The sequence below is a fragment of the Amycolatopsis acidicola genome (assembly GCF_007713735.2).
In the GTDB taxonomy this organism is placed as follows: Bacteria; Actinomycetota; Actinomycetes; order Mycobacteriales; family Pseudonocardiaceae; genus Amycolatopsis_E; species Amycolatopsis_E acidicola.
The window spans coordinates 1-24,298 of the sequence record NZ_VMNW02000041.1 but is presented as its reverse complement, the minus strand read 5'-3'; the positions used below and the strand labels follow the sequence as shown (position 1 = coordinate 24,298).

General features: G+C 69.8%; 24 protein-coding genes. 7 read left to right on the top strand and 17 right to left on the bottom strand.

Going from position 1 to position 24,298, the window contains the following annotated elements; translation table 11 throughout:
- Nucleotides 1–4 precede the first annotated feature (4 nt).
- The 7 genes from FPZ12_RS25025 to FPZ12_RS24995 are packed head-to-tail and all read right to left on the bottom strand — an operon-like array spanning nt 5 to nt 8,221.
- Nucleotides 5–2,035, bottom strand: a complete 2,031-nt coding sequence (locus FPZ12_RS25025; protein ID WP_144754181.1) for a bifunctional aldolase/short-chain dehydrogenase — start codon at nt 2,033–2,035, stop codon at nt 5–7.
- Between the two features lie 2 nt (nt 2,036–2,037).
- Nucleotides 2,038–3,213: an L-rhamnose isomerase gene (gene rhaI, locus FPZ12_RS25020; protein ID WP_144754178.1), complete on the bottom strand. Its 1,176-nt coding sequence runs from the start codon at nt 3,211–3,213 to the stop codon at nt 2,038–2,040.
- On the bottom strand, nt 3,210–3,539 hold the full coding sequence (locus FPZ12_RS25015) for an L-rhamnose mutarotase (protein ID WP_144754175.1): 330 nt from the start codon (nt 3,537–3,539) through the stop codon (nt 3,210–3,212). Before FPZ12_RS25015 ends, rhaI begins: the two co-directional genes overlap by 4 nt.
- 60 nt (nt 3,540–3,599) lie before the next feature.
- A complete protein-coding gene (rhaS, locus tag FPZ12_RS25010; RefSeq protein WP_144754172.1) occupies nt 3,600–4,664 on the bottom strand; it encodes a rhamnose ABC transporter substrate-binding protein in 1,065 nt (354 codons plus the stop codon).
- Nucleotides 4,661–5,674, bottom strand: coding sequence for an ABC transporter permease (locus tag FPZ12_RS25005; RefSeq protein WP_144754169.1), 1,014 nt, complete (start codon nt 5,672–5,674; stop codon nt 4,661–4,663). The genes rhaS and FPZ12_RS25005 overlap by 4 nt, the downstream gene beginning before the upstream one ends.
- Nucleotides 5,667–6,710: an ABC transporter permease gene (locus FPZ12_RS25000; protein WP_208025996.1), complete on the bottom strand. Its 1,044-nt coding sequence runs from the start codon at nt 6,708–6,710 to the stop codon at nt 5,667–5,669. The genes FPZ12_RS25005 and FPZ12_RS25000 overlap by 8 nt, the downstream gene beginning before the upstream one ends.
- Nucleotides 6,707–8,221 (bottom strand): sugar ABC transporter ATP-binding protein, encoded by a 1,515-nt coding sequence (locus FPZ12_RS24995; protein ID WP_144754166.1) that lies wholly within the window; start codon nt 8,219–8,221, stop codon nt 6,707–6,709. Before FPZ12_RS24995 ends, FPZ12_RS25000 begins: the two co-directional genes overlap by 4 nt.
- A 167-nt stretch (nt 8,222–8,388) precedes the next feature.
- Between FPZ12_RS24995 and FPZ12_RS24990 the strand changes: the two genes are divergently transcribed.
- Complete coding sequence (locus FPZ12_RS24990) at nt 8,389–9,438, top strand: LacI family DNA-binding transcriptional regulator (RefSeq protein ID WP_144754163.1); 1,050 nt, start codon at nt 8,389–8,391, stop codon at nt 9,436–9,438.
- A gap of 340 nt (nt 9,439–9,778) precedes the next feature.
- Here the strand turns inward: FPZ12_RS24990 and pntB are convergent, their stop codons facing one another.
- The 7 genes from pntB to FPZ12_RS24955 form a co-directional block, all read right to left on the bottom strand.
- Entirely contained in the window at nt 9,779–11,248 is a 1,470-nt protein-coding gene (gene pntB / locus FPZ12_RS24985; protein ID WP_144754160.1) for a Re/Si-specific NAD(P)(+) transhydrogenase subunit beta, read from the bottom strand.
- Nucleotides 11,249–11,271: 23 nt separating this feature from the next.
- On the bottom strand, nt 11,272–12,795 hold the full coding sequence (locus tag FPZ12_RS24980) for a Re/Si-specific NAD(P)(+) transhydrogenase subunit alpha (RefSeq protein WP_144754156.1): 1,524 nt from the start codon (nt 12,793–12,795) through the stop codon (nt 11,272–11,274).
- 238 nt (nt 12,796–13,033) lie between these two features.
- On the bottom strand, nt 13,034–13,600 hold the full coding sequence (locus tag FPZ12_RS24975) for a dihydrofolate reductase family protein (RefSeq protein ID WP_144754153.1): 567 nt from the start codon (nt 13,598–13,600) through the stop codon (nt 13,034–13,036).
- A gap of 10 nt (nt 13,601–13,610) precedes the next feature.
- Nucleotides 13,611–14,417, bottom strand: a complete 807-nt coding sequence (locus FPZ12_RS24970; RefSeq protein WP_144754150.1) for an ABC transporter ATP-binding protein — start codon at nt 14,415–14,417, stop codon at nt 13,611–13,613.
- 6 nt (nt 14,418–14,423) lie between these two features.
- A complete protein-coding gene (locus tag FPZ12_RS24965) occupies nt 14,424–15,209 on the bottom strand; it encodes an ABC transporter permease (protein WP_144754147.1) in 786 nt (261 codons plus the stop codon).
- Nucleotides 15,206–16,018, bottom strand: a complete 813-nt coding sequence (locus tag FPZ12_RS24960; RefSeq protein WP_144754144.1) for an ABC transporter permease — start codon at nt 16,016–16,018, stop codon at nt 15,206–15,208. Before FPZ12_RS24960 ends, FPZ12_RS24965 begins: the two co-directional genes overlap by 4 nt.
- A gap of 34 nt (nt 16,019–16,052) precedes the next feature.
- Entirely contained in the window at nt 16,053–17,042 is a 990-nt protein-coding gene (locus tag FPZ12_RS24955) for an ABC transporter substrate-binding protein (protein WP_144754141.1), read from the bottom strand.
- Between the two features lie 254 nt (nt 17,043–17,296).
- Here FPZ12_RS24955 and FPZ12_RS24950 point away from each other — a divergent pair, with 254 nt between their 5' ends.
- On the top strand, nt 17,297–17,956 hold the full coding sequence (locus FPZ12_RS24950) for a GntR family transcriptional regulator (protein ID WP_144754138.1): 660 nt from the start codon (nt 17,297–17,299) through the stop codon (nt 17,954–17,956).
- 84 nt (nt 17,957–18,040) lie between these two features.
- Nucleotides 18,041–18,313 carry a DUF2277 domain-containing protein gene (locus FPZ12_RS24945; RefSeq protein WP_144754135.1) on the top strand — a complete coding sequence of 91 codons (273 nt, stop codon included), beginning with the start codon at nt 18,041–18,043 and terminating at the stop codon, nt 18,311–18,313.
- 19 nt (nt 18,314–18,332) lie between these two features.
- Here FPZ12_RS24945 and FPZ12_RS24940 read toward each other — a convergent pair whose 3' ends face one another.
- Nucleotides 18,333–19,478: a serine hydrolase domain-containing protein gene (locus FPZ12_RS24940; RefSeq protein ID WP_144754132.1), complete on the bottom strand. Its 1,146-nt coding sequence runs from the start codon at nt 19,476–19,478 to the stop codon at nt 18,333–18,335.
- Nucleotides 19,479–19,555: 77 nt separating this feature from the next.
- Here FPZ12_RS24940 and FPZ12_RS24935 point away from each other — a divergent pair, with 77 nt between their 5' ends.
- On the top strand, nt 19,556–19,879 hold the full coding sequence (locus FPZ12_RS24935; RefSeq protein WP_208025995.1) for a DUF6412 domain-containing protein: 324 nt from the start codon (nt 19,556–19,558) through the stop codon (nt 19,877–19,879).
- Between the two features lie 74 nt (nt 19,880–19,953).
- Complete coding sequence (gene yidC / locus FPZ12_RS24930) at nt 19,954–20,715, top strand: membrane protein insertase YidC (protein WP_144754129.1); 762 nt, start codon at nt 19,954–19,956, stop codon at nt 20,713–20,715.
- Here the strand turns inward: yidC and FPZ12_RS24925 are convergent.
- Both FPZ12_RS24925 and FPZ12_RS24920 read right to left on the bottom strand, forming a co-directional pair.
- A complete protein-coding gene (locus FPZ12_RS24925) occupies nt 20,687–21,682 on the bottom strand; it encodes a hypothetical protein (RefSeq protein ID WP_144754126.1) in 996 nt (331 codons plus the stop codon). The two genes, yidC and FPZ12_RS24925, sit on opposite strands and share 29 nt — an antisense overlap.
- A 126-nt stretch (nt 21,683–21,808) precedes the next feature.
- Nucleotides 21,809–22,750, bottom strand: a complete 942-nt coding sequence (locus tag FPZ12_RS24920) for an aldo/keto reductase (RefSeq protein WP_144754123.1) — start codon at nt 22,748–22,750, stop codon at nt 21,809–21,811.
- Between the two features lie 84 nt (nt 22,751–22,834).
- Between FPZ12_RS24920 and FPZ12_RS24915 the strand changes: the two genes are divergently transcribed.
- Together FPZ12_RS24915 and FPZ12_RS24910 are read left to right on the top strand one after the other, a co-directional pair.
- A complete protein-coding gene (locus FPZ12_RS24915; RefSeq protein ID WP_144754120.1) occupies nt 22,835–23,401 on the top strand; it encodes a TetR/AcrR family transcriptional regulator in 567 nt (188 codons plus the stop codon).
- Entirely contained in the window at nt 23,398–24,150 is a 753-nt protein-coding gene (locus tag FPZ12_RS24910) for a class I SAM-dependent methyltransferase (protein WP_208025994.1), read from the top strand. The genes FPZ12_RS24915 and FPZ12_RS24910 overlap by 4 nt, the downstream gene beginning before the upstream one ends.
- Nucleotides 24,151–24,298 lie beyond the last annotated feature (148 nt).

The window sequence follows — 24,298 nt, the reverse complement described above, 5'->3', positions numbered from 1 at the left end:
CTCCTCAGCGAAGGAACGCGGCGGCTACTCCGGCGTCGACGGGCACGTGCAGTCCGGTGGTGTGGGTGAGATCGCCCGCGGTCAGCGCGAACACCGCGGCGGCGACGTGTTCGGGCAGCACCTCGCGCTTGAGGATGGTGCGCTGGGCGTAGAAGGCGCCCAGCTCCTCTTCGGGCACGCCGTAGACCGCGGCGCGCTGCGCACCCCAGCCACCGGCGAAGATGCCCGAGCCCCGCACGACGCCGTCGGGGTTGACCCCGTTGACGCGGATGCCGTGCTCGCCCAGCTCGGCCGCCAGCAGCCGGACCTGGTGCGCCTGATCCGCCTTCGCCGCCCCGTAAGCGACGTTGTTGGGGCCCGCGAACACCGAGTTCTTCGACGAGATGTACACGATGTCGCCGCCGATGCCCTGCGCGATCATCGCCTTCGCCGCGGCCTGCGATACCAGGAAGGAGCCCTTGGCCATCACGTCATGCTGGAGGTCCCAGTCCTTCTCCGTGGTTTCCAGCAGTGGCTGGGAAATCGACAGCCCGGCGTTGTTGACCACCAGGTCGATACCGCCGAACGCCAGCACCGTGGCGTCCACGGCCGCGGCGACGGCGCCGGCGTCGGTGACGTTCGCGGTGACCGCCACGGCCTTGTCCGTGGTGCCGATGCCGCTCGCGACCTCTTGCGCCGCTTCGGTGTTCAGGTCCGCGATGGCCACGCACGCGCCCTCGGCGGCAAGCCGTTCGGCGATCGCCTTGCCGATGCCCGAGCCCGCGCCGGTGACCAGCGCGACCCGGCCGGCCAGCGGCTTGGGCTTCGGCAGGCGCTTGAGCTTCGCCTCTTCCAGCGCCCAGTACTCGATCCGGAACTTCTCGCTCTCCGGGATCGGCGCGTAGGTCGAAACGGCTTCCGCGCCGCGCATGACGTTGATGGCGTTGACGTAGAACTCGCCGGCCACGCGCGCGGTCTGCTTGTCCTTGCCGAACGAGAACATGCCCACGCCGGGCACGAGCACGATCGCCGGGTCCGCGCCCCGCATCGCCGGGCTGCCGGCGTCGGCGTGCCGCTCGTAGTAGGCGCGGTAGTCCTCGCGGTACGCCTCGTGCAGCTCCTTCAGCCGCGCGATCGCGTCTTCGAGCGGCGCGTTGGCGGGCAGGTCGAACACGAGCGGGCGGACCTTGGTGCGCAGGAAGTGATCCGGGCAGGACGTGCCCAGCGCGGCCAGTGGCGCGAGTTTCTCCCGCGCCAGGAACTCCAGCACCGCGTCGCTGTCGGTGTAGTGGCCGACCTGGCGCGCGTCAGTGGACGCGAGCCCGCGGATCACCGGGGAGAGCGCGGCCGCACGCGCGTGCCGCTCGGTTTCGGGCAGCGCCTCGAAGCCCGGTACGACGGCGCCGAACGGCTCGGCCTTGCCGCGTTCGGCGAGGAACTTCTCCGCGGTGTGGATGATCTCCAGCGAATTCCGTTGGCACTCCCCGGAAGTCGCGCCCCACGCGGTGATGCCGTGCCCGCCGAGGATCACCCCGATGGCCTGCGGATTGGCCTGTTTGACCGCAGCGATGTCCAAACCCAGCTGGAATCCGGGCCGCCGCCAGTCCACCCACACCACGCGGTCGCCGAAGCATTCCTTGGTCAGCGCCGGGCCGTCGGCGGCGGTGGCCAGCGCGATCCCGGAGTCCGGGTGCAGGTGGTCGACGTGGGTGGCGTCGACCAGCCCGTGCATCGCGGTGTCGATCGACGGGGCGGCGCCGCCCCGGCCGTGCAGGCAGTAGTCGAACGCGGCGACCATCTCGTCCTCGCGCTCGACGCCCGGGTACACGTCCACCAGCGCGCGCAGCCTGTCCAGCCGCAGCACGGCGAGCCCGGCCTCGGTCAGCGTGCCGAGGTCACCACCGGATCCCTTGACCCACAACAGTTCCGCGGGTTTGCCGGTGACGGGGTCCACTGTGGACCCTTTGGCGGAGGTGTTGCCCCCGGCGTAGTTGGTGTTGCGCGGGTCGGCGCCGAGCGCGTTGCTGCGCGCGACGAGCTCTTCGGGCACGCTCATGCTCAAGCTCCCCATCCGGCCTGCTGCCCACCGGCACGCTCGGCCACGATCTTCTCCTGGTAACCACTGCGGTGGTACGCCGCGATCGGGTCCGGGTCCAGCCCCGCTTCGGTTCGCACCTCGGCCAGGATCGGGCGGACGTCGGTGTTGTAGGCGTCCATCAGGATCGCGTTGGCCTCCAGCACGTTCCCCGCCCGCTGCGCGGCGCGCAACGCGTCCCGGTCCACCAGCAGCGCCTTCGCGGTGGCCTCCTGCACGTTCATCACCGAGCGGATGATCGCCGGGATCTTCGCCTCGATGTTGTGGCACTGGTCGAGCATGAAGTTGATGCCGTACGCCGGGTCCAGCGCGTCGCCGCGGACGATCTCGTACAGGATGCGGAACAGCTGGAACGGATCCGCCGCGCCGGCCATCAGGTCGTCGTCGGCGTAGAAGCGCGAGTTGAAGTCGAAGGCGCCCAGTTTCCCGGCACGCAGCAGGAAGGCCACGATGAACTCGATGTTCGTGCCCGGCGCGTGGTGCCCGGTGTCGATGCACACGGTCGCCTTCGGGCCCAGTTCCACGCAGTGCGCGTAGGAGGTGCCCCAGTCCGGCACGTCGGTGGCGTAGAAGGCGGGCTCGAAAAGCTTGTACTCCAGCAACATCCGCTGGTCGCCGCCGAGCCGGTCGTAGGCCTCGCGCAGCGCTTCGGCGAGCCTGTCCTGGCGGTCGCGAAGGTCGTCCTGGCCGGGGTAGTTCAGCCCGTCCGAGAACCACAGCTTCAGGTCGCGCGAGCCCGTGGCGTCCATGATGGAGATCGCTTCGAGCAGGTGGTCGGTGGCCTTGCGGCGGATACCGGGGTCGGGGTTGGTCACCGAACCGAGCTTGTAGTCCTCGTCCTGGAAGACGTTGGTGTTGATGGCACCGATCCGCACGCCGAGGTCCTCGGCGTACGCGCGCAGCGCGCCGTAGTCGTCGACGCGGTCCCATGGGATGTGCAGGGCCACGGTCGGGGCGGCACCGGTGAACCGGTGCACGGTCGCCGCGTCCGCGATCTTCTCCTCCGGCGTGCGCGGCACCCCGGGCTGCGGGAACACCTTGAAGCGGGTACCGGAGTTGGCGAAGGCCCACGAGGGAGTCTCGATCCGCTGGGCCCGCAGCGCGGATTTCACGGCCGTCATGTCGGTCAACGCGATCACTTTCCTTCTTCGAGGTGGAAAACCTCTTCGAGCAGCACGAACCCCTCGTCGGGGCCCCGTCCGTCCAGACCGGTGAAGAACTCCGCCATCCGCGCCTGCCAGCGGGTGTTGACCTCGGTGCGGGCCATCGCCGCCTGCGCGGCCCCGAGGTCGTCCGCCTCGACGTAGCCGATCAGCAGCCCGTCGTCGCGGAGGAAGAGCGAGTAGTTGCGCCAGCCGGTTTCACGCAGGGCCTCCTGCATCTCCGGCCACACCGCGCGATGCTGCTGGGCGTACTCGGTCATCCGCTCGGGCTTCACCTGCAGGCAGAAGCAGTACCTGGCCACGGTCCATCCTTTGTGGAACCCGGCCGGGCCGCGGTCCGCGCGGCCCGGCCGGAAGTGCCGCTAGAAGTTGAACTGGTCGATGTTCTTGTCGTCGAAGACCGTCGGCGGGCCGAGGACGATCTCACCGTCCTTGCCGATGGTGTAGTCGCCGAGCTTGCCCGCCTTGAACTTCTGGCCCTCGGTACCGGTGATCTGGCCCGAAGCCAGCGCCACGCCCGCGTACGCGGCCAGGTAGCCGATGTCGGCCGGGTTCCAGAGCGCGAACTCCTTGACCGTGCCGTCCTTGATGTACTGGCGCATCTGGTTCGGCGTGCCCAGCCCGGTCACCGCGACCTTGCCCTTGTAGTTCGAGGAGCTGATGTAGCGCGAGGCGGCCGCGATGCCGACCGTGGTCGGCGAGACGATCACCTTCAGGTTCGGGAACGACTGCAGCAGGCCCTGGGCCTCCTGGAACGACTTCTGGTCGTCGTCGTTGCCGTAGGCGATCTTGTCCAGCTTCAGCCCGGCGTTCTCCGGCTTGGCCAGTTCGGTCTTCATCACGTCGATCCACGCGTTCTGGTTGGTGGCGTTGGGGGTCGCGGACAGGATCGCGATCTCCCCCGAGCCACCAGCCAGCTCACTGGCCATCTTCACCAGCTGCTCGCCGATGCTCTGCGTGCTGGCCTGGTTGATGAACACGTCGCGGCAGTCCTTGGCCGCGTCGGAGTCGAACGCGACGACCTTCACCCCGGCCTGGCGCGCCTGGTTCAGCGACGGGCACACCGCGTTCGGGTCGTTCGCTGCGATGCCGATCACGTCCTGCTGCTGCTGGATCAGCGTGTTGATGTAGCTGACCTGGCTGGACGCGCTCGCGTCGTTGGGGCCGACGAGCTTGTACTCGCCCTTCAGCTCGCTCAGCGCGGACTGCCCGCCACCCACCTCGATGTCGGAGTACGGGTTGTTCAGCTGCTTGGGCAGGAAGGCCATCTTCACGCCCGTCTTGGTGGCCGCGTTCGGGTCCGCGGTGGCGGTCGACTGCGCGGCGCCACCGGACGAGGAACTGTCGTTCTTCGTGGTGCCACCGCATGCGGCCACCGTCAGCACCAGTGCTGCCGACACCGCACCGGCGAGGAGTCGTGTCTTCATTGGGCTGGTTGCCTTTCTCCTGTGGTGGCCCGGCGCCGCCAAGCGGCCCGGGTCCGGGTGACGATGTTGGGGAGGAGCACCGAGATGATCAGCAGCACCCCGGTGACGATGTTGAGCGCCTCGTTCGAAACGTCCTGCAGCCGCAAGGCGTTCTGCAGGGTCGCGAGCAGCACGACCCCGGCGAGCACGCCCGGCAGCGTCCCTTTGCCGCCGAAGATCGAGACCCCGCCGAGCAGCACCGCCGCGACGACGGCGAGTTCGAGGCCGAGGCCGTTGTCCGCGCGGGCGCTGGAGTACCGCAGCGTCCACACCACTCCGGCCAGTCCGGCGACCGCCCCGCTGACGACGTAGAGCCAGAACTTGAGGCGTCCCACGCGGATCCCGGCGAACCGGGCCGCCTGCTCGGACGCGCCGGCCGCGAAGGTCGCGCGGCCGACCGGGGTCGCGTGCAGCACGAGGCCGAAGATCACCGCGAGCACGATGAGCGGGAGGAGCACGTTCGGGATGGGCCCGTCGCCGATGGTGCCGGTGATCCAGGACGTGTAGTCGCGCGGAAAATCCGCGACCGCGTTGTCGCCCAGCACCACGAACGCGAGGCCGCGGTACAGCGCGAGGGTGCCGATGGTGACCGCGAGGGAAGGCAGTTTCAGGACGGTGACGAAGAAGCCGTTGAGCGCGCCGAGCACCGCGCCCAGCACGATGCACACCGGCATGATCGTCTCGATCGCCATGCCCTTGTCCCACAGCTCACCCATCACCGCCGAGGTGAGCCCGAGGGTGCTCGCCACCGACAGGTCGATCTCGCCGGTGACGATCACGAAGGTCATCGGCAGCGCGACCAGCGCGATGGGCAGCAGGTCCAGCAGCAGGAACGTGAAGTTGCGGCCGGTGCCGAAGTTCTCCACCGCGCCGGAGGCGATCACCAGCACCAGCACCGTGATGACGATGACCGCCGCGTCCCAGCTCGCCAGCCTGGACAGCCACGCCGGGCGAGTCCCCTTGTCAGACATGGGAATCCCTCTTCTTGAGTGCCTTCGCGACGCGGGCCGCGACCAGCCGGTCGGCGCCGATGGCGAGCAGGATCAGCGCGCCGACGATGGCCTGCTGCCAGAACTGGTTGATGTCGAGCACGGCCAGCGCGCTGCCGATGACGGTGAGCAGCAGGGCACCCAGGGCCGCGCCCCACACCGAACCGCTGCCGCCGAACACCGCGACCCCGCCGACCACGGCGGCGGCCACCACGTTGAGCTCGTAGCCGTTGCCCGCGGCGGCGTCGATCGTGCCGAACCGCGCGGCGAACAGCACGCCCGCGAGCCCGGCCAGCGCGCCGCTGACGAGGAACGCGCCGATCGTGTTGCGGCCGACCTTGATCCCGGCCAGCTCGGCCGCCTGCGGGGAGGAGCCGATCGCGTACAGCTCACGGCCCGCGCGGTAGTTGCGGAGGAAGAGCCCCGCGATGACGAGCACCACGACCGCGATCAGCACCAGCCACGGGATGCCGAGCACCGAGGAGTTGCCGAACTCCAAAAAGGACTGTGGCAGCTTGTCGGCGTTGATCTGCTGCCCGCCGGCCCAGAAGTAGACCGCGCCGCGGTAGGCGTAGAGCGTGCCGAGGGTGACCACCAGCGCGGGCACCTGGCCGAACCGGACGAGTACGCCGTTGACGAGACCGCAGGCCGCGCCGAGCGCGAGCCCGGCGAGCACCGCCACGATCACCGGCAGGCCCTGGTTCGCCCGCAGCAGCGAACCGACCGCGAACGCGGACAGGCCCAGCACCGAGCCGACCGACAGGTCGATGTTGCGGGTGATCATCACGATCGCCTGGCCGATCGCGAGCACCGCGAGGATCGCGGTGCCGAGCAGGATGTCGCGGATGCTCTGGCCGGAGAGGAACCGGTCGTTCTGGGTCGCGGTGAACGCGATGAGCACCACCAGCGCGAGCACGATCCCGGACTCGCGTGCCTTGAACACTGTGCCGAACACCGTCCGCCTTCCCGGTACGGTCGCCTCACGAGGAGCCGGCGCCGCCAGCTTCGTCGCGTTCACGCTGCCTCCTGCCCCATCGCCGCGAACATCACCGAGTCCTCGGTGGCCCCGGCGCGCGGGATCTCCGCCACGATGTGGCCTTCCCGCATCACGAGCACGCGGTCGGCCATGCCGAGCACCTCGGGCAGCTCGGAGCTGACCATGATCACCGCGACCCCTTCCGCGGCCAGCGAGGACATCAGCCGGTGCACCTCCGCCTTCGTACCGACGTCGATCCCGCGCGTGGGCTCGTCCACGATCAGCACCTTGGGCGCCATCGAAAGCCATTTGGCGAGCACGACCTTCTGCTGGTTTCCCCCGGAAAGCGTGGCGACCGCGTCGCCGAGCCTGCGGTACTTCGTCCGCAGCCGCTCCGTCCAGCGGACCGCCTCGCGCCGCTCCCCCGGGCCGAACAGGAACCCGAGCTTGGCGAGCTTGCCCGAGCGCGGCAGCGTCACGTTGCGCTCGATGGACAGGTCCATCACCAGGCCCTGCTGGCGCCGGTCCTCCGGGACCAGCGCCATCCCGGCGGACATCGCCGCGCGCGGCGAGCCGGGGCGGAGTTTCTTGCCCAGCAAGCGAACTTCGCCCGCGTCGCGTTCGTCCACTCCGAACACCGCCTGCACGACCTCCGAGCGCCCGGAGCCGACCAGCCCCGCGAACGCGACGATTTCGCCCGCACGCACGGAAAACGAGATGTCGCGGAAGACTCCTTCGCGGGCGAGGCCGGTGACTTCGAGCACCACCGCGCCCGGTTCGACGTCCTGTTTGGGGAACAGCGCGTCCAGCTCGCGGCCGACCATGCGGCGCACCATCTCGTCGACGGTGAGATCGTCCAGCGCGTCGGTGGAGACGTGCTTGCCGTCGCGCATGATCGTGACGCGCTGGCACAGCTCGGTGATCTCCTCGAAGCGGTGCGAGATGAACATGATCGCCGCGCCCTCGTCCCGCAGATTCCGTGCGACGGAGAACAACCGCTCGACTTCGACGAGCGAGAGCGCGGCGGTCGGCTCGTCCATGACCAGCACTCGCGCGTCCGCGGAAAGCGCTTTCGCGATCTCCACGATCTGCTGGTCGGCGATCGACAGGCCACGCGCGGGGCGGGCCGGGTCGATGCGCACCCCCAGGCGGGCGAAGAGGCGTTCGGCCTCCGCGCGCATCGCCTGCCGGTCGATCATCCCCGCGCGGCCCTTGGGGTGGCGGCCCATCACGATGTTCTCTTCGACCGAGAGATCGGGGAACAGCGTGGGTTCCTGGTAGATGACCGCGATCCCGGCCGCCTTGGCGTCCGCGGGCGAGGAGAACCCGACCTCGCGGCCGTCCACCAGCAGCGTGCCCGAATCCGGGCGGTGGACCCCGGCGAGCATCTTGACGATGGTCGATTTCCCCGCGCCGTTCTCGCCCACCAGAGCGTGGGCCTCGCCGGCGTGGAGGGGGAACGAAACTCCGGCGACGGCGGCCACCGCGCCGAACGACTTGGTGACGCCGCGGACCTCCAGTAAAGGCACGGGGCCCGGGTCCTGCCGCACCATCGCGACCTCCGATTGAAAGGTTTCACAAACCTGGCGCGGTGACGCTACTATGCAGCGGATCACAAAGTCAATGCTGCATGAAAGATCCAGTTCAGCAGCGGTTTACTGAACTGGGGGTTACCCTCGGGCAGCGAGTGTTACGTTTCAACAACGGAAGGCAGACGCGGATGCCGGTGCAGGATTCCCCGGACGTCCCCGAGGTCCGCGCCGCGGGCATCAAGGACGTGGCGGCCGCCGCCGGCGTCTCGCTCGGGACGGTGTCGAACGTGCTGAACCGGCCGGACCGGGTCAGCCCCGGCACCCGCGCCCGGGTGGAAGCCGCTATGGCTGAGCTGAAGTTCGTGCGGAACGAGTCGGCGCGCCAGCTGCGGGCGGGGCGCAGCCGGACCGTGGCGTACGTGATGCTCGACGGCAGCAACCCGTTCTTCGCCGACGTGGCGGCAGGGATGGAGGACGCCGCCGACGAGGGTGACCTGTCCTTGTTCCTGTGCAACAGCGACAACCGGGCGGAGCGGGAGAGCTCGTATCTCGGCAGGCTGGAACAGCAACGGGTGCAAGGGGTTCTGATCACCCCGGTGGATCCACGATCGTCCACTTTGGATGATCTCGTGCTGCGCGGTACGCCCGTCGTGATCGTCGACCGCACCCGCGATGCCGCGACGCACTGTTCGGTGGCCGTGGACGACGTGTACGGCGGGCACATCGCGGTCCAGCACTTGTTGGAGGCGGGGCACGAACGGATCGGCTTCATCGGCGGACCCGCTTCGCTCGGCCAGGTCCGCGACCGCCACGAAGGCGCGTTGCGCGCGCTACGGGAGGCGGGTCTGGGTCCTGAGAACCTCGTCGACCTGACCACCACGAGCCTCACGGTCGCCGATGGCCGCCATGCCGGGCAGCGGCTGGCGGGCCTCCCGGCCGCTTCGCGCCCGACGGCCGCGTTCTGCGTGAACGACCTGCTGGCGCTGGGGCTGTTGCAGACGTGCGTGAGCCTGGGCCTGCGCGTCCCGGACGACCTCGCGATCGTCGGGTATGACGACATCGAATTCGCCGCTGCCGCGGCTGTTCCGCTGACGTCCGTGCGTCAGCCCCGGCGGCGCCTGGGGCGTACGGCCGCGGAGTTGCTGCTGCAGGAGACGACGGATCCCCTGCACCAGCACCAGCAGGTGGTCTTCACTCCGGAGCTGGTCGTGCGGGCATCGACACAGCGGGTGGGATGAGGGTTTCCGATCCGGCAGGGACAACGGGCGCTGAAACCGGCCCGGGCGCGCCCCGCTTGCACCCGGCTTCAGCGCGCTGGGTTCCGGCTTCGTCCGCACGGTCAAGGGTTTGGGCGAGGTGCTCGCCTAGTTCGCCCTGGCATTGCTGGCGATGGTTCTGTTCGCGGGCGCCGCGGCGGCGGCCAAATGGGGGTGGCGGCGCAGCCCCGCCCTCGCCGCGATCGCGTTGTCGCCGTTTTCGCGGTTGGCTTGCTCATTCTCCTGGGCTGGGGCGCGCTGTCGCACGCCGGAATTTGACCGTGAGCAGGGCCAGGCGACCAGGCCCCGCCCACGAATCTCGTCAGGAGATGCCCGCGCCGACGGACGGCTGGGCCGAACTTCCGGACCCCGCGGGCAACGCGCGGATCAGGTCCTCCACCCGCTCCTTCGCGTCGCCGAAGAGCATGGCCGTGTTTTCCCGGAAGAACAGCGGGTTCTGCACCCCCGCGTAGCCCGAGGACATGGACCGCTTGAACACCACCACGTTCTTCGCCTCCCACACCGTCAGCACGGGCATGCCCGCGATCGGCGAGCCCGGGTCTTCGGCCGCGGCCGGGTTGACGGTGTCGTTGGCCCCGATGACCAGCACGACGTCGGTGTCGGCGAAATCGTCGTTGATCTCGTCCATTTCCAGCACGATGTCGTAGGGCACCTTCGCCTCGGCGAGGAGCACGTTCATGTGCCCCGGCAGGCGCCCGGCGACCGGGTGGATGCCGAAGCGCACCGTCACGCCGCGCTCCCGCAGCTTGCGTGTCAGCTCCGCGACACCGTGTTGTGCTTGCGCCACAGCCATTCCGTAGCCCGGCGTGATGATCACGCTGGACGCGTCGGCCAGCAGTTCCGCGACGCCGTCGGCGGTGATCTCGCGGTGCTCGCCGTAGTCGGTGTCCTCCGCAGGCCCGGCCTCGATCCCGAACCCGCCCGCGATCACCGAGATGAACGAGCGGTTCATGGCCTTGCACATGATGTAGGACAGGTACGCACCCGACGAGCCGACGAGCGCGCCGGTGATGATGAGCAGGTTGTTCTCCAGCAGGAACCCGCTCGCCGCGGCCGCCCAGCCCGAGTAGCTGTTCAGCATCGACACCACCACCGGCATGTCGCCGCCCCCGATGGACGCCACCAGGTGCCAGCCCAGCGCGAGCGCCACCACGGTCACCGCGATCAGCAGCCACAACTGCGGCGACGCGACGAACCAGATCGTCAGCGCCACGAACACCACCAGGGCGCCGAGGTTGAGGAAGTTCTTGCCCGGCAACATCAACGGCGAGGACTTGATCCTGGCCGACAGCTTCAGGAACGCCACGATCGACCCGGTGAACGTGACCGCGCCGATGAACACGCCGATGAAGACCTCGGCGGAGTGGATGCCGCCGAGCCCGAGCGCGTCGAGCGAGCGCGCCTCCGCGCCGGTGGGGTCGGCTTCGACCTGCTGGTACCCGTTCCAGCCGACCAGCACGGCCGCGAGCCCGACGAACGAGTGCAGCAACGCGATCAGCTCGGGCATCCCGGTCATCTGCACGGCGCGGGCGCGCTGCAGGCCGACGGCGGCGCCGAGCACCATCGCCACCACCAGCAGCACGATCCCGAGCGCGGAAATATCCCGCTGCACGGCGAGCGCGATGGTGGCCGCGAGCGCGACGACCATGCCGGCGACGCCGAAACCGTTGCCTGTCTTGGCCGTTTCGTGCTTCGACAACCCCGCGAGCGCGAGGATGAACAACAACGCTGCGATGATGTAGGCCGCCTGAGCGACCGTTTCGAGGTTCATATCTGCAGACCTCCTGGTCGGGCTCAGCTGCGGGAGAACATGGAGAGCATGCGCCGGGTGACGGCGAATCCGCCGAAGATGTTGATCGACGCCAGCAGGATGGCGGCGAACGACAGCCACGTGACCGCCGCGCTGCCATGGCCCACCTGCAACAGCGCGCCGACCACGATGATCCCGGAGATCGCGTTCGTCACCGACATCAGCGGCGTGTGCAGCGCGTGGTGCACGTGCCCGATCACGTAGTACCCGACCACCACCGCGAGCGCGAACACGGTGAGATGTCCTTGCAGTGCCGGAGGTGACGCCGCGACCAGCAGGAACAACAGGACGCCCGCGAGCGCGGTCAGCCCGATTTTCGCCGCCGGGGACATCTTCTTCTTCGGCTCCGGCTCGGGCGCGGGCTCCTTGGGCGCGGCCTTCGGGGCGGCCGAGACCTGCGCCGGGGGCGGCGGCCACAGCAGCTCGCCCTCCTTGACCACCGTGATCGACCGGATCACGACGTCGTCGAGGTCGAACACCGGCTTGCCGTCCTTGGCCGGGGTCACCAGTTTCATCAGGTTGACCAGGTTCGTCCCGTACAGCTGGGAGGACTGCGTGGGCAGGCGGCCGGCCAGATCGGTGTAGCCGAGGATGGTGACGCCGTTGGCGGTGGTGACGGCCTTGCCCGCCACCGTGCCCTCGACGTTGCCGCCGTTCGCCGCGGCCATGTCGACGATCACGCTGCCCGGACGCATCGAGGCGACCATGTCGGCGGTGATGATCCGCGGCGCGGGCCTGCCCGGGATCAGCGCCGTGGTGACGATGATGTCCACGTCCCGGCACTGGTCGCGGTAGAGCTGGACCTCGCGGGTCTTGTAGTCGTCGCTCATCTCCTTGGCGTAACCGGTCGAGGAGACCTCGACGTCGGCCGCCTCGATCGACAGGTACTCACCGCCGAGGGACTTCACCTGGTCCGCCACCTCGGGCCGCGGGTCGGTCGCGCGGACGACCGCGCCCAGCGACCCGGCCGCGCCGATGGCCGCCAGCCCGGCGACGCCAGCGCCGACGACGAGCACCTTCGCGGGCGGCACCTTCCCCGCCGCCGTGACTTGACCGGTGAAGAACCGGCCGAACGCGTGCGCGGCCTCGACGATCGCGCGGTAGCCCGCGATGTTGGCCATCGACGACAGCACGTCCAGCGACTGCGCGCGCGAAATCCGTGGCACGGCGTCCATCGCCAAAGCGGTGATGGGCCGTTTCGAGAGGTCCTCGACCAGTTCCTTGTTCAACGCCGGGCTCAGCAGGCTGATCAGCGTCGCGCCCGGCGACATCGCGTCCAGCTGGGCTTTTCCAGGGGCATTGACCCCGAGGACGATGTCCGCCTTCACCGCTTCGCCGACCGACGCGCCGGCCTCGCTGTAGGCCTCGTCGGCGAAACTCGCCGCCGCACCGGCCCCCGGCTCCACCACGACGTCGTAGCCCAGCTTCAGCAGCTGGGTGACCGTCGCCGGTGTCGCGGCCACGCGGGTCTCCCCCGCGGCGGCCTCCTTCAGCACTCCGACCAGCATCGAACCCTCTCCATCCACGCCAGGGCTACGCGCACCCGGCATCCCGCCATCGCACTCGCGGGCCGGATCGCTGCGCAATGACGTACTTTTCGGACTTCATTGGTAGCACCCGGGACGCAGTTTCGCATGTGAGCCCAGTTACAGGACACCACGGGACCGGACGCGCCCGGTTGCCGCCCGTGGCCCGGATCGACGCCGCGGCGAGTGTCCATAGTGGACTCCATAACAACCCGCCACCTCACCGATGCCGCCGGTAGCACAGCTCCACGATCCCGCTCCCGGTCCTCGAAGGCGTGCTGGACACCAGATCCAGCCGGTAGGACTTCGGGAATCCGTCGAACAGCCGGGTGCCTTCGCCCGCCACATAGGGGAACAGGCTCACCCGGAACTCGTCGATGAGGTCCAGGCGCATCAGGGAGCGCCAGAAACCGACGCCGCCCCAGGCCACGAGATAGCCGTCCCCGCCACGGCGCAGCTTGTCGATCTCCTCCGCCGTGTCCCCCGCGGCGATGGTGGTGTTGGCCCACCCGGCCGTCTTCAAACTCCGCGAGAACACCACCTTGCGCACGCCGGTCAACGTTTCGGCGAACGGGTGGTCCGTGGTGGTCATGGCCTGTGACATGCCCTCGTAGGTCGTGCGGCCCATGAGGTGGGCGTGGGCACCCCGCTGGAACTCGAGGTGCGCCGGATCGACCGGCTGCCGGATTTCGGGCAGGCTGAAGCAGAACTCCCAGAAATCGGTCCCCTCGTCGGCCAGGAAACCGTCGAGTGAGTAATTGAAGACCGTCGCGATCAGCTTCCGCATGGAAGGAACACTAGCCCTCTTCCGGCCGGTATCCCTGCTTCGCCGCCTGGATCCGTTCGTACACGTGCCCGCGCAGCTCCGCGAACTTCGGCGTGGACCGGGTGGACAGCTGATCCCGTTCGTCCGGCAGGTCCACCGGCACGTCCTCCAGCACCACGGTCGGCCGGTTCGACAGCACGAGCACGCGGCGGCCCAGGTAGATCGCCTCGTCGATGTCGTGCGTGACGAACAGGATCGTCACCCCGAGCCGGTGCCACAGCGACCGCACGAGGTCCTCCAGTTCGGCCCGCGTCTGGGCGTCCACGGCGGCGAACGGCTCGTCCATCAGCAACACCGCCGGCTCGTACGCGGTCGCGCGCGCGATGGCCACACGTTGTTGCATACCACCGGAAAGCTGCCACGGATGCTTCGAGGCGCTGTCCGCGAGCCCCACCGCTTCGAGGGCCTCGTCCACCTTCGCGGAACGCTGGGCGCGCGGGACTTTCCGCTCCTTCAACGGCAGCTCGACGTTCTGCCGCACGGTCATCCACGGGAACAGGCTGCGCCCGTACTCCTGGAACACCACCGCCATCCCCTCCGGCGGCCCGGTCACCTTCCGGCCTTCGAGCAGCACCTCCCCGCCGCTGAGGTCGAGCAATCCGGCGATGCACCGCAGCAGCGTGGTCTTGCCGGCGCCCGAAGGCCCGACGACGCACAGGAACTCCCCGCGCGGGACGGCGAAAGTCAGCTCCCGCACGGCTTCCACGTCGTCGCCGTGCCCGCGGTAGACCTTGTGCAGGCCCCGCACTTCGAGGGCGAGTTCGTCCGAAGTAGACACTGTCGATCAGTTCTCTTTCTCGGCCCGGCGCAGCCCGCGGTACCACGCCAGCGCCCGGTGCTCGGCTATTCGGAACAGGACGGAGAGCAGCACGCCGAGCAGGCCGAGCAGGATGATGCCCGTCCACATCTCCGGAATCGCGAAACTCCGCTGGAACTGCACGATCGACGCGCCGAGACCGCGGTTGGCGCCGAACAGCTCGCTGACCACCATCAGGATCACGCCGATGGACAACGCCTGCCGCGCCCCGGCGGCGACCTGGGGGCTCGCCCCGTGCATCACCACGCGCACCAGGCGTGTGCGCCGGCGGAACCGGTACGAGCGCGCCGTGTCGAGCAGCACCTCGTCCAGCCCGCGCACGCCTTCCACCGTGTTGAGCAGGATCGGCCACAGGCAGCCGAGCGCGATGGTGACGATCTTCGGGACCACCCCGGTGAACCCGGTGAACAGCGCGATGATCGGCACCAGCACCGGCGGCGGGATCGCACGGAAGAACTCGAGCACCGGCTCGCACAACGCCCGCACGGTGCGGGAAAGCCCGATGACGGTGCCCAGCAGGATGCCGAGCACGAGCGCGAGAAAGTACCCAGCGAGCAGGTTCCCGAGGCTCGGCAGCACGTCACCGGTCCACTTGTCCGCCGTCCACGTCTCGCCGAACGCCGAGACGATTTCCTTGAGCGGCGGCCAGAAGTAGTTCTCGCTGTCCGCGCTGGCGAACCACCAGACGACCACGAGGATCACCGGCAGCGCCAGCGCGTAGGCGACGGATTTCGCCGCGCCACGGAGGTTCATCCGACGTCCTTCCTGACCGAGCTGTGCCAGCGCAGCACGCGCCGTTCGACCCTGCGCGCCAGCACGTTGACCGCGACGCCGATCAGGCCGACGACGACCACCAGCGCGTAGGTCAGCGGCACGGCGCCCGAACCCTGCGCGACGCCGATGTCCTTGCCCAGCCCGGGCACGCCGATGATCAGCTCCGCGGTGATCTCCAGGATCAGCGCGACGGCGGCGGCCAGCCGGAAACCCGTGACCACGTAAGGCAAAGCGGTCGGCCAGATGACGTGGCGGACCATCGACCACCGCGAAAACCGGTAGGAGCGCGCGGTGTCGCGCACGACCGGATCGACGTCGGCGACCCCGTAGAGCACCTGCACGAGCACCTGCCAGACCGACGCGTACACCACGAGCACGAGCGCGGACTGCGGTTCGCTGCCGTAGATCAGCACCACCAGCGGGATGAGCGCCACCGAGGGAATGGGCCGGAGGAACTCGATGGTGGAGCTGGTGAACGCGCGCAGGAACGGCACGCTGCCGATGATCATGCCGAGCACGATCCCCGCCACCATGGCGATGGCGAGGCCGATCGCCCAGCCGAGCAGGGTCTGCCCCAGCGACGTCCAGAACGCGCCCTGGCCCAGCTCGTCGCCGAGCGCCTTGGCGATTTCGCTGGCGGGGGCCAGGAATCGCGGGTCGACGATCCCCGACCGCGGCAGGATTTCCAGCAGTGCCACCAGTATCACGAGCCCGGTGACCCCGAGCAGGGCGTCCCGGCCGCGGCGGATCGAGAATCCGCCGCGCCGGGACACCGCGGCGTCCGTCATGCGCGCCACCTTGGCGTGCGGGGGTTTCCGCTCGTCACGGGAGCAGGGCCGTGACGTCGGCGGGCTTGGTGATCAGGCCGTCCTGCTGGGCGAGGTCGGCCAGCTTCTGCACCGCGGCCTTGTCGATGTCCGGGCTCCACTTGGGCAGGATCATCGCGGCCTGCACCTTCGGGTCGATCTTCGTGTAGCTGCTGAGGATCGCGCGCGCCTCGTCCGGGTGCTCCTGGGCGTAGGTCAGCGACTTCTGCATCGCGGCGGTGAACTCCTGTGCCACCTGCGGGTTCTTCTGGAGGTACTGCTGGGAGCTGAAGTACATGCCGACCTCGAGGTTCGGGTCGGTGCCCGCGTAGTTCGACACCACCTGGCGGTCGCCCTGCTGGGTCGCGATCGTCAGGAACGGCTCCACCACCTGACCCGCGTCCACGTCGCCCTTGGCCACCGCGGCGGCGATGTCGGGGAAGCCGAGCTCGACGTACTGGATCTTCGACGGGTCCCCGCCCGCCTGCCGCACCACGCTGTTGATGGTGGTGGTGTTGATGTTCTTCAGGGTGTTCACCGCGATCTTCTTGCCCGCGAGGTCGGCCGCGGTCTTGATCGGGCTGTCCGGTTTGACGATCACCGCGCCGAAGTCCTTGCCCGGCGTGCCCGTCGAGGAGTTGCCCGAGCTGACCACCTTCACCGGCAGGCCCTGGGATTGGGCCAGCAGCAGGGAAGTCGTGTTGCTGAAGCCGAACTGGTACTGCCCGCTCATCACGCCGGGCACGATCGCCGCGCCGCCCTGCGCCGTCTCCAGCGTCAGGTCGAGGTGCTGTTCCTTGAAGAAACCCTTGCTGACGCCCAGATAGATCGGGGCGACGTCGACGATGGAGATCACCCCGACCTTCAGCGCCGTGTTGCCCTCGGGGGTGGTGGTGGACGAGCTGCCGCTCGAACCGCAGGCGGTGGCCGTCACGGTGAGCGCGAGCGCGGCCGCCGCGGCGAGTACCCGCCGCACGAGTGGGCCGCGGGTGAGGAACCGGTGCATGGGGACTCCTTGGGAGAGTGCGCGCCACCCGTGTCGCGCAGCGTTGCGGTCCGACAGATCGTGACGGAGGTTACAGCGATTGTGAACAATTGTGAAGCCAATCCCGCGCACAAAAATTGGCGAGATCCGCGGGGCCGATCCGGGGAAAATCCCACGAAATCCCGTCGAACGCCGGGCCGGGCCGGGATGTTGTGCACAATTTCGTTCGCGGTTTACGCTCACGGGACCCCGGGTCACGACACCTAGGAGCCCACGTGAGTACCAGCGCACGCGAAGGCGCGGCGGATCCCGGCGACGTCGCCGAAAGACTCAGGTCCGCCATCGTGGCGGGGGATTTCGCCCCCGGCCAGCGGCTCGTGGAAGCGGAGCTGAGCGAGCTGTTCGGCACCACCCGCGGCGTGGTGCGCGCGGCGCTGGTCGACCTGAGCCATCAGGGCATCGTCGAGCGGATCGCGAACCGCGGCGCGCGGGTGCGGCAGGTGACCCTCGCCGAAGCGATCGCGATCACCGAGGTGCGGATGGTGGTCGAGGGCCTCTGCGCGGCGAAGGCGGCCGAGCGCATCACCGACGCGGAGATAGCCGAGCTGCGCGAACTGGGCCGTCGCATGGAGGACGCGGTCCGCGGCGGCGAGGTGATGACCTACTCGCAGCTCAATTCCGCTTTGCACGACCGGATTCGCGACATCGGCGCGCAGGCCGTGGCCGCCGAGGTGCTCGTGAACCTGCGCGCCCGCAACGTAAGGCACGCTTTCCGGCTGGCGCTGCGGCCCGGCCGCCCGCAGGTTTCGCTGCCCGAGCACCTGGCCATCATCGACGAACTGTGCGCGCGCAGCCCGGAGGGCGCGGAGCGCGCGGTCCGGCGTCACCTCGGCAGCGTCGTCACCGCGCTACGGGAGACCGACGTTCCACAGTAGACAGTGCCGGGCCGGCACGGCTGTGAGGGGGCTTCGACCTGCTGACCGGCGCCTCTGCCCCGGAGCACGGCTACGCTGTGGGGTATGTGCCGGAACATCACCGTCCTGCGGGGGCTGGAGCCCTCGGCCACCGCCGAGGAGATCGAGGCGGCCGCCCGCCAGTACGTACGCAAAGTGACCGGGGTGCAGACCCTGTCCGACGCCACCCGCGAGCCCTTCGAGGCCGCGGTCGCGGAGATCGCCACGATCACCGCGCGGCTGCTCGGCGAGCTGCCGGCCCGCAAGCAGCCACCGACGACCGTGCCCCCGCTGCGGCGCCCGGAAGTCCGTGCCCGGATGGCGAAACAGGGCCGCTGAACCGTCCACAACGGACTGTTCAGCGCGCGGCGTACACCCAGAAGTCGCGCATGATCTTCGGCGCGGCCGGGCCGGCCATGGCCACCTGGGTCAGCAGGATGCTCACCGCCTCCGCGCCCGGCACCAGGTGCGCCGACGTGCCGGTGCCGCCGACCCAGCCGTAGCGGCCCGGTTCGTTGCCGGGCTCGGTGGTGGCGACGTCGACCGAACCGCCGAAACCCCAGCCGTGGCCTTCGAGGAACAGTGCCGAGGACTCCCGGTCGGCGCGGCTGAGGTGGTTGGTCACCAGCTGCCGCACCGATTCCGCCGACAGCAGCCGCCGGCCTCCGGCCGTGCCTTCGGCGAGCAGCATCCGCGAGAAGCGGAGCCAGTCGTCGACGGTGCCCACCAGCCCGCCCGCGCCCGACGCGAACGCGGGCAGGGTGCTCCACTGCCCGTCCGGCGCGTCGGACAGCTCCAGCCCGCCGTCCTCACGCACCCGGTAGAAGCTGGTGAACCTGCCGCGCTTCGCCGCCGGGACTACGAAGCCGGTGTCGGCCATGCCCAGCGGTTCGAACAGCCGCTCGGCCATGAGGTCCGGCAGCGAGGAGCCACTGGCCCGCTCCAGCAGCACGCCGAGCACGTCGTAGGAAGTGTTGTACAGCCACGCTTCCCCCGGCTGATACAGCATCGGGATGCGGGCGAGCTTCGTGAGCCACTCGTCGGGCGGCGGGAAGTTCTGGGGGTTGCGGCCGTCGGCCTGCACTTCGTCGAACAGCGGCTGCACGGCGGGCAGCGTGAAATCCGAGGGGAAGCCGTAGCCCATCCGCGAGCTGAGCACGTCGAGCACGGTGATCGGCCGGTTCGCCGGGACCACGTCGTCGACCGGGCTCCTCGGCGTGCGCACCACCCTCGGCGAGGCCAGCTCCGGGAGCCGGCGGTCGATGCGGTCGTCCAGGCGCAGGACGCCGTCCTCGACGAGCATCATCGCCACCGCCGAGACGGCTTCCTTCGTGATCGAGGCGAAGCGGAAGATCGAGTCCCGGGCCATCGGCGCGGTGCCCTCCACGTCGGCGGACCCCACGGCGGCCACCTCGGTGTGCTCACCCCGCGCGACCAGGGCGACCGCGCCCGGCACGGTCCCGTCGGCCACGTACCGGTCGAGCAGCGCCCGCAGATCGGTCATCTTCCCCGCCTTTCCGTCGTTGCCAGGATGGACCAGCACGCGACCGGAAACTCATCGGACGCGCTATCGTGGCGGACGTGGTCGAACCGGGGAGCTCCGCGCTGCGGATGAGGTGGCTGCTGGCCTTTCTCGTCCCGGCCCTGCTGTCCGCGCTGCCCCTGCTGCAGCTGCTGACCACCACCCCGCTGGCCCTGCCCGCGCTGCTCGCGGCCGGGGCGGCGGCGATCCTGCTCGTCTGTCTCGCCGCGCCGCAACTGGATCCGGTCTCCGGGCCGGTGCGCGGGCGAGCGGTCGGGCTGGGCGTGCGCGCCCGGCAGGCGGCTTTCCTCCGCCTGCGTGACCCGAACGCCCCCGGCCGCTCCAGGCCACGAGCACCCACAGCCGTTTTCGCGGCTGCGTAAGCACTTCCCTCTCTGCGTCACCGCGCAGCCGCTGCCGCCTGTCCTTTTCCTCTTCGGCATACGGAGTGCTGCTCGTGTTCGATTTCCTGCTCTTCCCCGTGTCGGCCATTCTCTGGCTCTGGCACCAGGTCTTCGGTTTCCTGCTCGGCCCGGACAACGGCTTCGCCTGGGCGCTGGCCGTGTTCTTCCTCGTCTTCACCCTGCGGGCGCTGCTGCTGAAACCCACGCTGAGCCAGCTGCGCGCTGCCGCCAAGATGCGCGAGGCCGCCCCGCGCATCAAGGAACTGCGCGAAAAACACCGGAACGATCCGCAACGGCTCAGCGCGGAAATGAAGGAACTGGGCGTGAACCCGGTGGGCAGCTGCCTGATGTCCCTGGTGCAGCTCCCGGTGTTCTTCTGCCTGTACACGGTGTTGCGGGACTTCCATCCCGACGCGCGGAGCAACTTCGTGTTCGACCGGCAGGGCGTGCTTTCGTTCGTGCGGGCCGACATTTTCGGCGCGAGGCTGGGGAACTGGCTCAGCCAGCCGGCGTCGCAGCTCGCCACGTTCGGCACCGATCACGCGCACATGCTCGCGGTCGGCATCCCGCTGATGCTCCTGACGAGCCTCGCGACGTTCGTCAGCATGAAGATCTCCCTGCGCCGCCAGGCGGAAGCGCCGTCGATCACGAAGGCGCTGGTGTACCTGGCGCCGCTGGGCGTGCTGGTCTCCGGCTCGTTCTTCCCGTTGCCGCTGGGGGTGTTGCTGTACTTCCTCGCGCAGAACCTGTGGACGCTGGGCCAGACCTGGGTGCTGCGCGACAGGTTCAGTTCGCCGGCTCCGGCGTCGCCGTGACCTGGTACCAGCTGCGCACGCCGTCGGGTGGCCGCCAGCCGGGGATCGCCTCGGTCATCCGCTGGTGCAGGAAAAGCGCCTGACCACATCGTTCGTGCCAGGCGGTGCCGTGCAGCCCGCCGCGGAGCCGGAGCTGGGCGTGCAGCGAATGCCGGAACGCCTCCCGCGCCCCGGGCGTGCGGCCGGAGCAGACCGGGCATTCGCATTTCCAGAGTTCGCTCAGCTCCGGGATCCGCGCGAGCGTTTCGAGCCGGTGATAGCCCAGCAACGGCGTCACGAAGGCGGAAACGCCCGGCGGTGGCGGCTGGTTGTACGGCGCGAGCGGGTGCAGGCGGCGCAGGGAACTGCTGGTGCCGACGGCGGCCGCGTGCGCGCCGTGGCACAGGGCGCCGAGCGCGGAAACGTTGGAGCGCAACAACAGCACGGGCACGGTCGCCGACTTCACCAGGCGCAGCCAGCCGCGCAGGACGTACTGGGCGCCGAACGGGTCCCGGCGGTGTTCGATCGCGACGGCCACCGGCACGCCTGCCCGGTCGATCTCGCGCAGGAGCGTGTCGACGATCGCGTCGGTGGCGAACCAGCGCGCCGCCATCGGCAGCATCGCGATCACCGGCGGTTCCAGCTCGCGGGCCGGGCGCAGGATCGTGCGCAGGCCACGAAGGTCTCGCGGGGCGAGGTACCCGGAGTCGGTCAGCGCGACGAGGCCGAGCGCGTGCTGGCGGCGCACCCACGCCTGCCGGATGCCGCGGGACGCCGGGATCCGCCGGGAGCCGGAGTAGCGCCCAGCGTCGCACAGGATAGGGCCGGTGAACCCGCCCGCGCGCAGGTCTTCGACCACGGGCTCCGGGTTCCCGGCCGTGAGCACGAGACCGGCGGCGTGCGCGCCGGCGACCTCGGCCGCCGCGCGGGCTTCCGAGGGACGGCACTGGACGAGCAGCGCCCCGGCGAGCTCCTCCAGGTCCGCCATCTCTCAACGATGATCTCCCGGCCTGGCCCCTGTCATCGCACGTCACACGGATGCGCGCGGCCACCCCACGGATGGGGCAGCCGGGTTTCGCCCTTCGTGCCGGGTACGCCGCCGGACGGGTGGCGCTCAGCCGAGCGGCACCTGCGCCGAACGCGACGGGACGGCGTCGAGCGCCGCGACCGTCGCGTCGTCCAGCTCGATCCGGCCGGCGGCGATGTTGGCCTCCAGGTGACCGGCGTCCGCGGTGCCCGCGATGAGGTGCGTGTTCCGCGAATGCCGCAGCAGCCAGGCGAGGCCGACCTGCGCGGGGGTGCAGCCGAGCGACTCCGCCGCGGCGACGACGGCGGGCTCGTCGGTCACCTTCGGCATGGTGGGGAACGCGCCGCCGAGCGGAAAGTACGGCACCCACGCGATGCCTTCCTTCTCGCACAGCGCAAGCATTTCCTCGTCCTCGCGGGCCACGAGGCTGTAGGCGTTCTGCACGCAGACGATGCCCGCGGGGAGCGACCGGCGCAGCACGTCGAGGCTGACGCTGCTGAGCCCGATCGCGCCGATCTTGCCCTCGTCGCGCAGCGCGATCATGGTGGCGAGCTGGTCGTCGAGATCGACCACCTGGTCGCCCTCGGCCTTCACGCCGGGCCCGTGGTCGGTGCGGCGCAGGTTCACCACCGGGACCTGGTCCATGCCCAGGCTGCGCAGGTTGTCCTCGACACTCGCGCGCAGCTCCTCAGGCTTTTGCGCCGTGCGCAGCGGAAGTCTGCCGCCCGGGTTCGGGGTGGCGCCGACCTTGCTGACCACGAGCACGTCGTCGTCGGGGCGGAGGCCGTCGCGGAGGACCTCGTTGACGAACCCGAAGCCGTAGAACTCGGCGGTGTCGACGTGGTCCACGCCCAGCTCGACGGCGCGGCGCAGCAACGCGATCGCCCCGGCGCGGTCTTCGGTGAGCCGGCTGATCTGCATCGCCCCGTAGCCGACGCGGGAGACGGTGCGCCCGGCGAAGGCGCCGGGGCCACCGGGGCGCGGCGCGCCCGTGGCTGTGGTGTCGGAGGAGGGAGTGCCAGCGGCCATCGGAAATGTCCTGCCTGTGGAAGAATGGGCTAAGCGGAGGTGGTTCCGCATAACCGACACTAGCACAAACGGAGGTGCCTCCGCTTGAGTCAGGCAGCCGATCGTCCCCTGCGGGCCGACGCGCGCCGCAACCGGGACCGCCTGGTCGCGGTCGCGCGGGACGCGTTCGCCAGGGCGGACAACGCCATCCCGCTGGAGCACATCGCGCGCGAGGCGGGCGTCGGGATCGGCACGCTGTACCGCCACTTCCCCACCCGCGAGGCGCTCATCGAAGCCGTCTACGCCTCGGAGCTGGACGCCGTCACCGCGAGCCCGGCCGAGCTGCTCGGGAAGCTGGCGCCGGACGCCGCGCTCCGCGCCTGGATGGACCGCTACGCGCAGTTCGTCGCGGTGAAGCACGGGTTTCTCGACACGCTCCGTGCCGGCTGGTCGTCCGGCCGCATCACGAAACCCACGAAGGAACGGATCACCGCGGCGATCGGCACGATCCTCGAAGCGGGTGCGCGGGCGGGCTCGCTGCGTTCCGACGTGCGGCCCGAGGACGTCACCGCGATGATCTTCGGCGCGCTGCTGTCCACCGCGGACAACGACACCCCGGACCAGACCAAGCGGTTGCTCGACCTCATCGTGGACGCCCTGGAGTGCCGATGACCTTCGACGAACTCGTCGCCGAAGGGGAGGCCATGCCGCTGGCGGGCTGGGATTTCTCCTGGTTCGAGGGCCGCGCCAGCGAGGAGCGTCCGCCGTGGGGTTACGCCGGATTGCTGGGCGAGCGGATGGCGCGGGCGAAGGTGGCGCTCGACGTGCAGACCGGTGGCGGCGAGGTCGTGGCGAGCATCCCGAAGCCACCGGCCCGGCTCGCCGCCACCGAGGCCTGGCCCCCGAATGCCATTGTGGCGCAACGGAATCTCGACCCGATGGGTGGCCGCGTCGCGCGCGCGGCGGAGGACACCCTCCCGTTTCGCGACGGCACGTTCGATCTGGTGACCAGCCGGCATCCGGTGGTGGCGGCGTGGCCGGAGATCAGCCGCGTGCTCGCTCCGGGCGGTACGTACTTCTCGCAACAGGTCGGCGCCGGTTCGAACCAGGAGCTGATCGACTTCATGATGGGCCCGCAACCGGTCAGCCAGGCGCGCAGCCCGCGCCGCGCCGTCGAGCAGGCGGAGGCCACGGGGCTCGAGGTGGTCGACCTGCGGGAGGCGGCGCTGCGCGTGGAGTTCGGGGATGTCGGCGCCGTGGTGCACTTCCTGCGGAAGGTGCTGTGGACGGTGCCGGACTTCTCCGCCGAGCGCTACCGGGAGCGGCTTTTGCAGCTGCACCAACGGATTCAGGCCGAGGGCCCATTCGTCGCGCACTCGTACCGATTCTTGATCGAGGCACGGAAACGCGAGCCGGGCTGACTCCGCACCGCACAACACCGCCACCCGGCAACGCGAAGCGAGCCACCCCACCGACCACGGCACCAACCGCCACCCGGCAACGCAACGCAAGCCACCCCACCACGCACCCAAACCGCCACCCGGCAACGCGAAGCGAGCCGCCCCACCG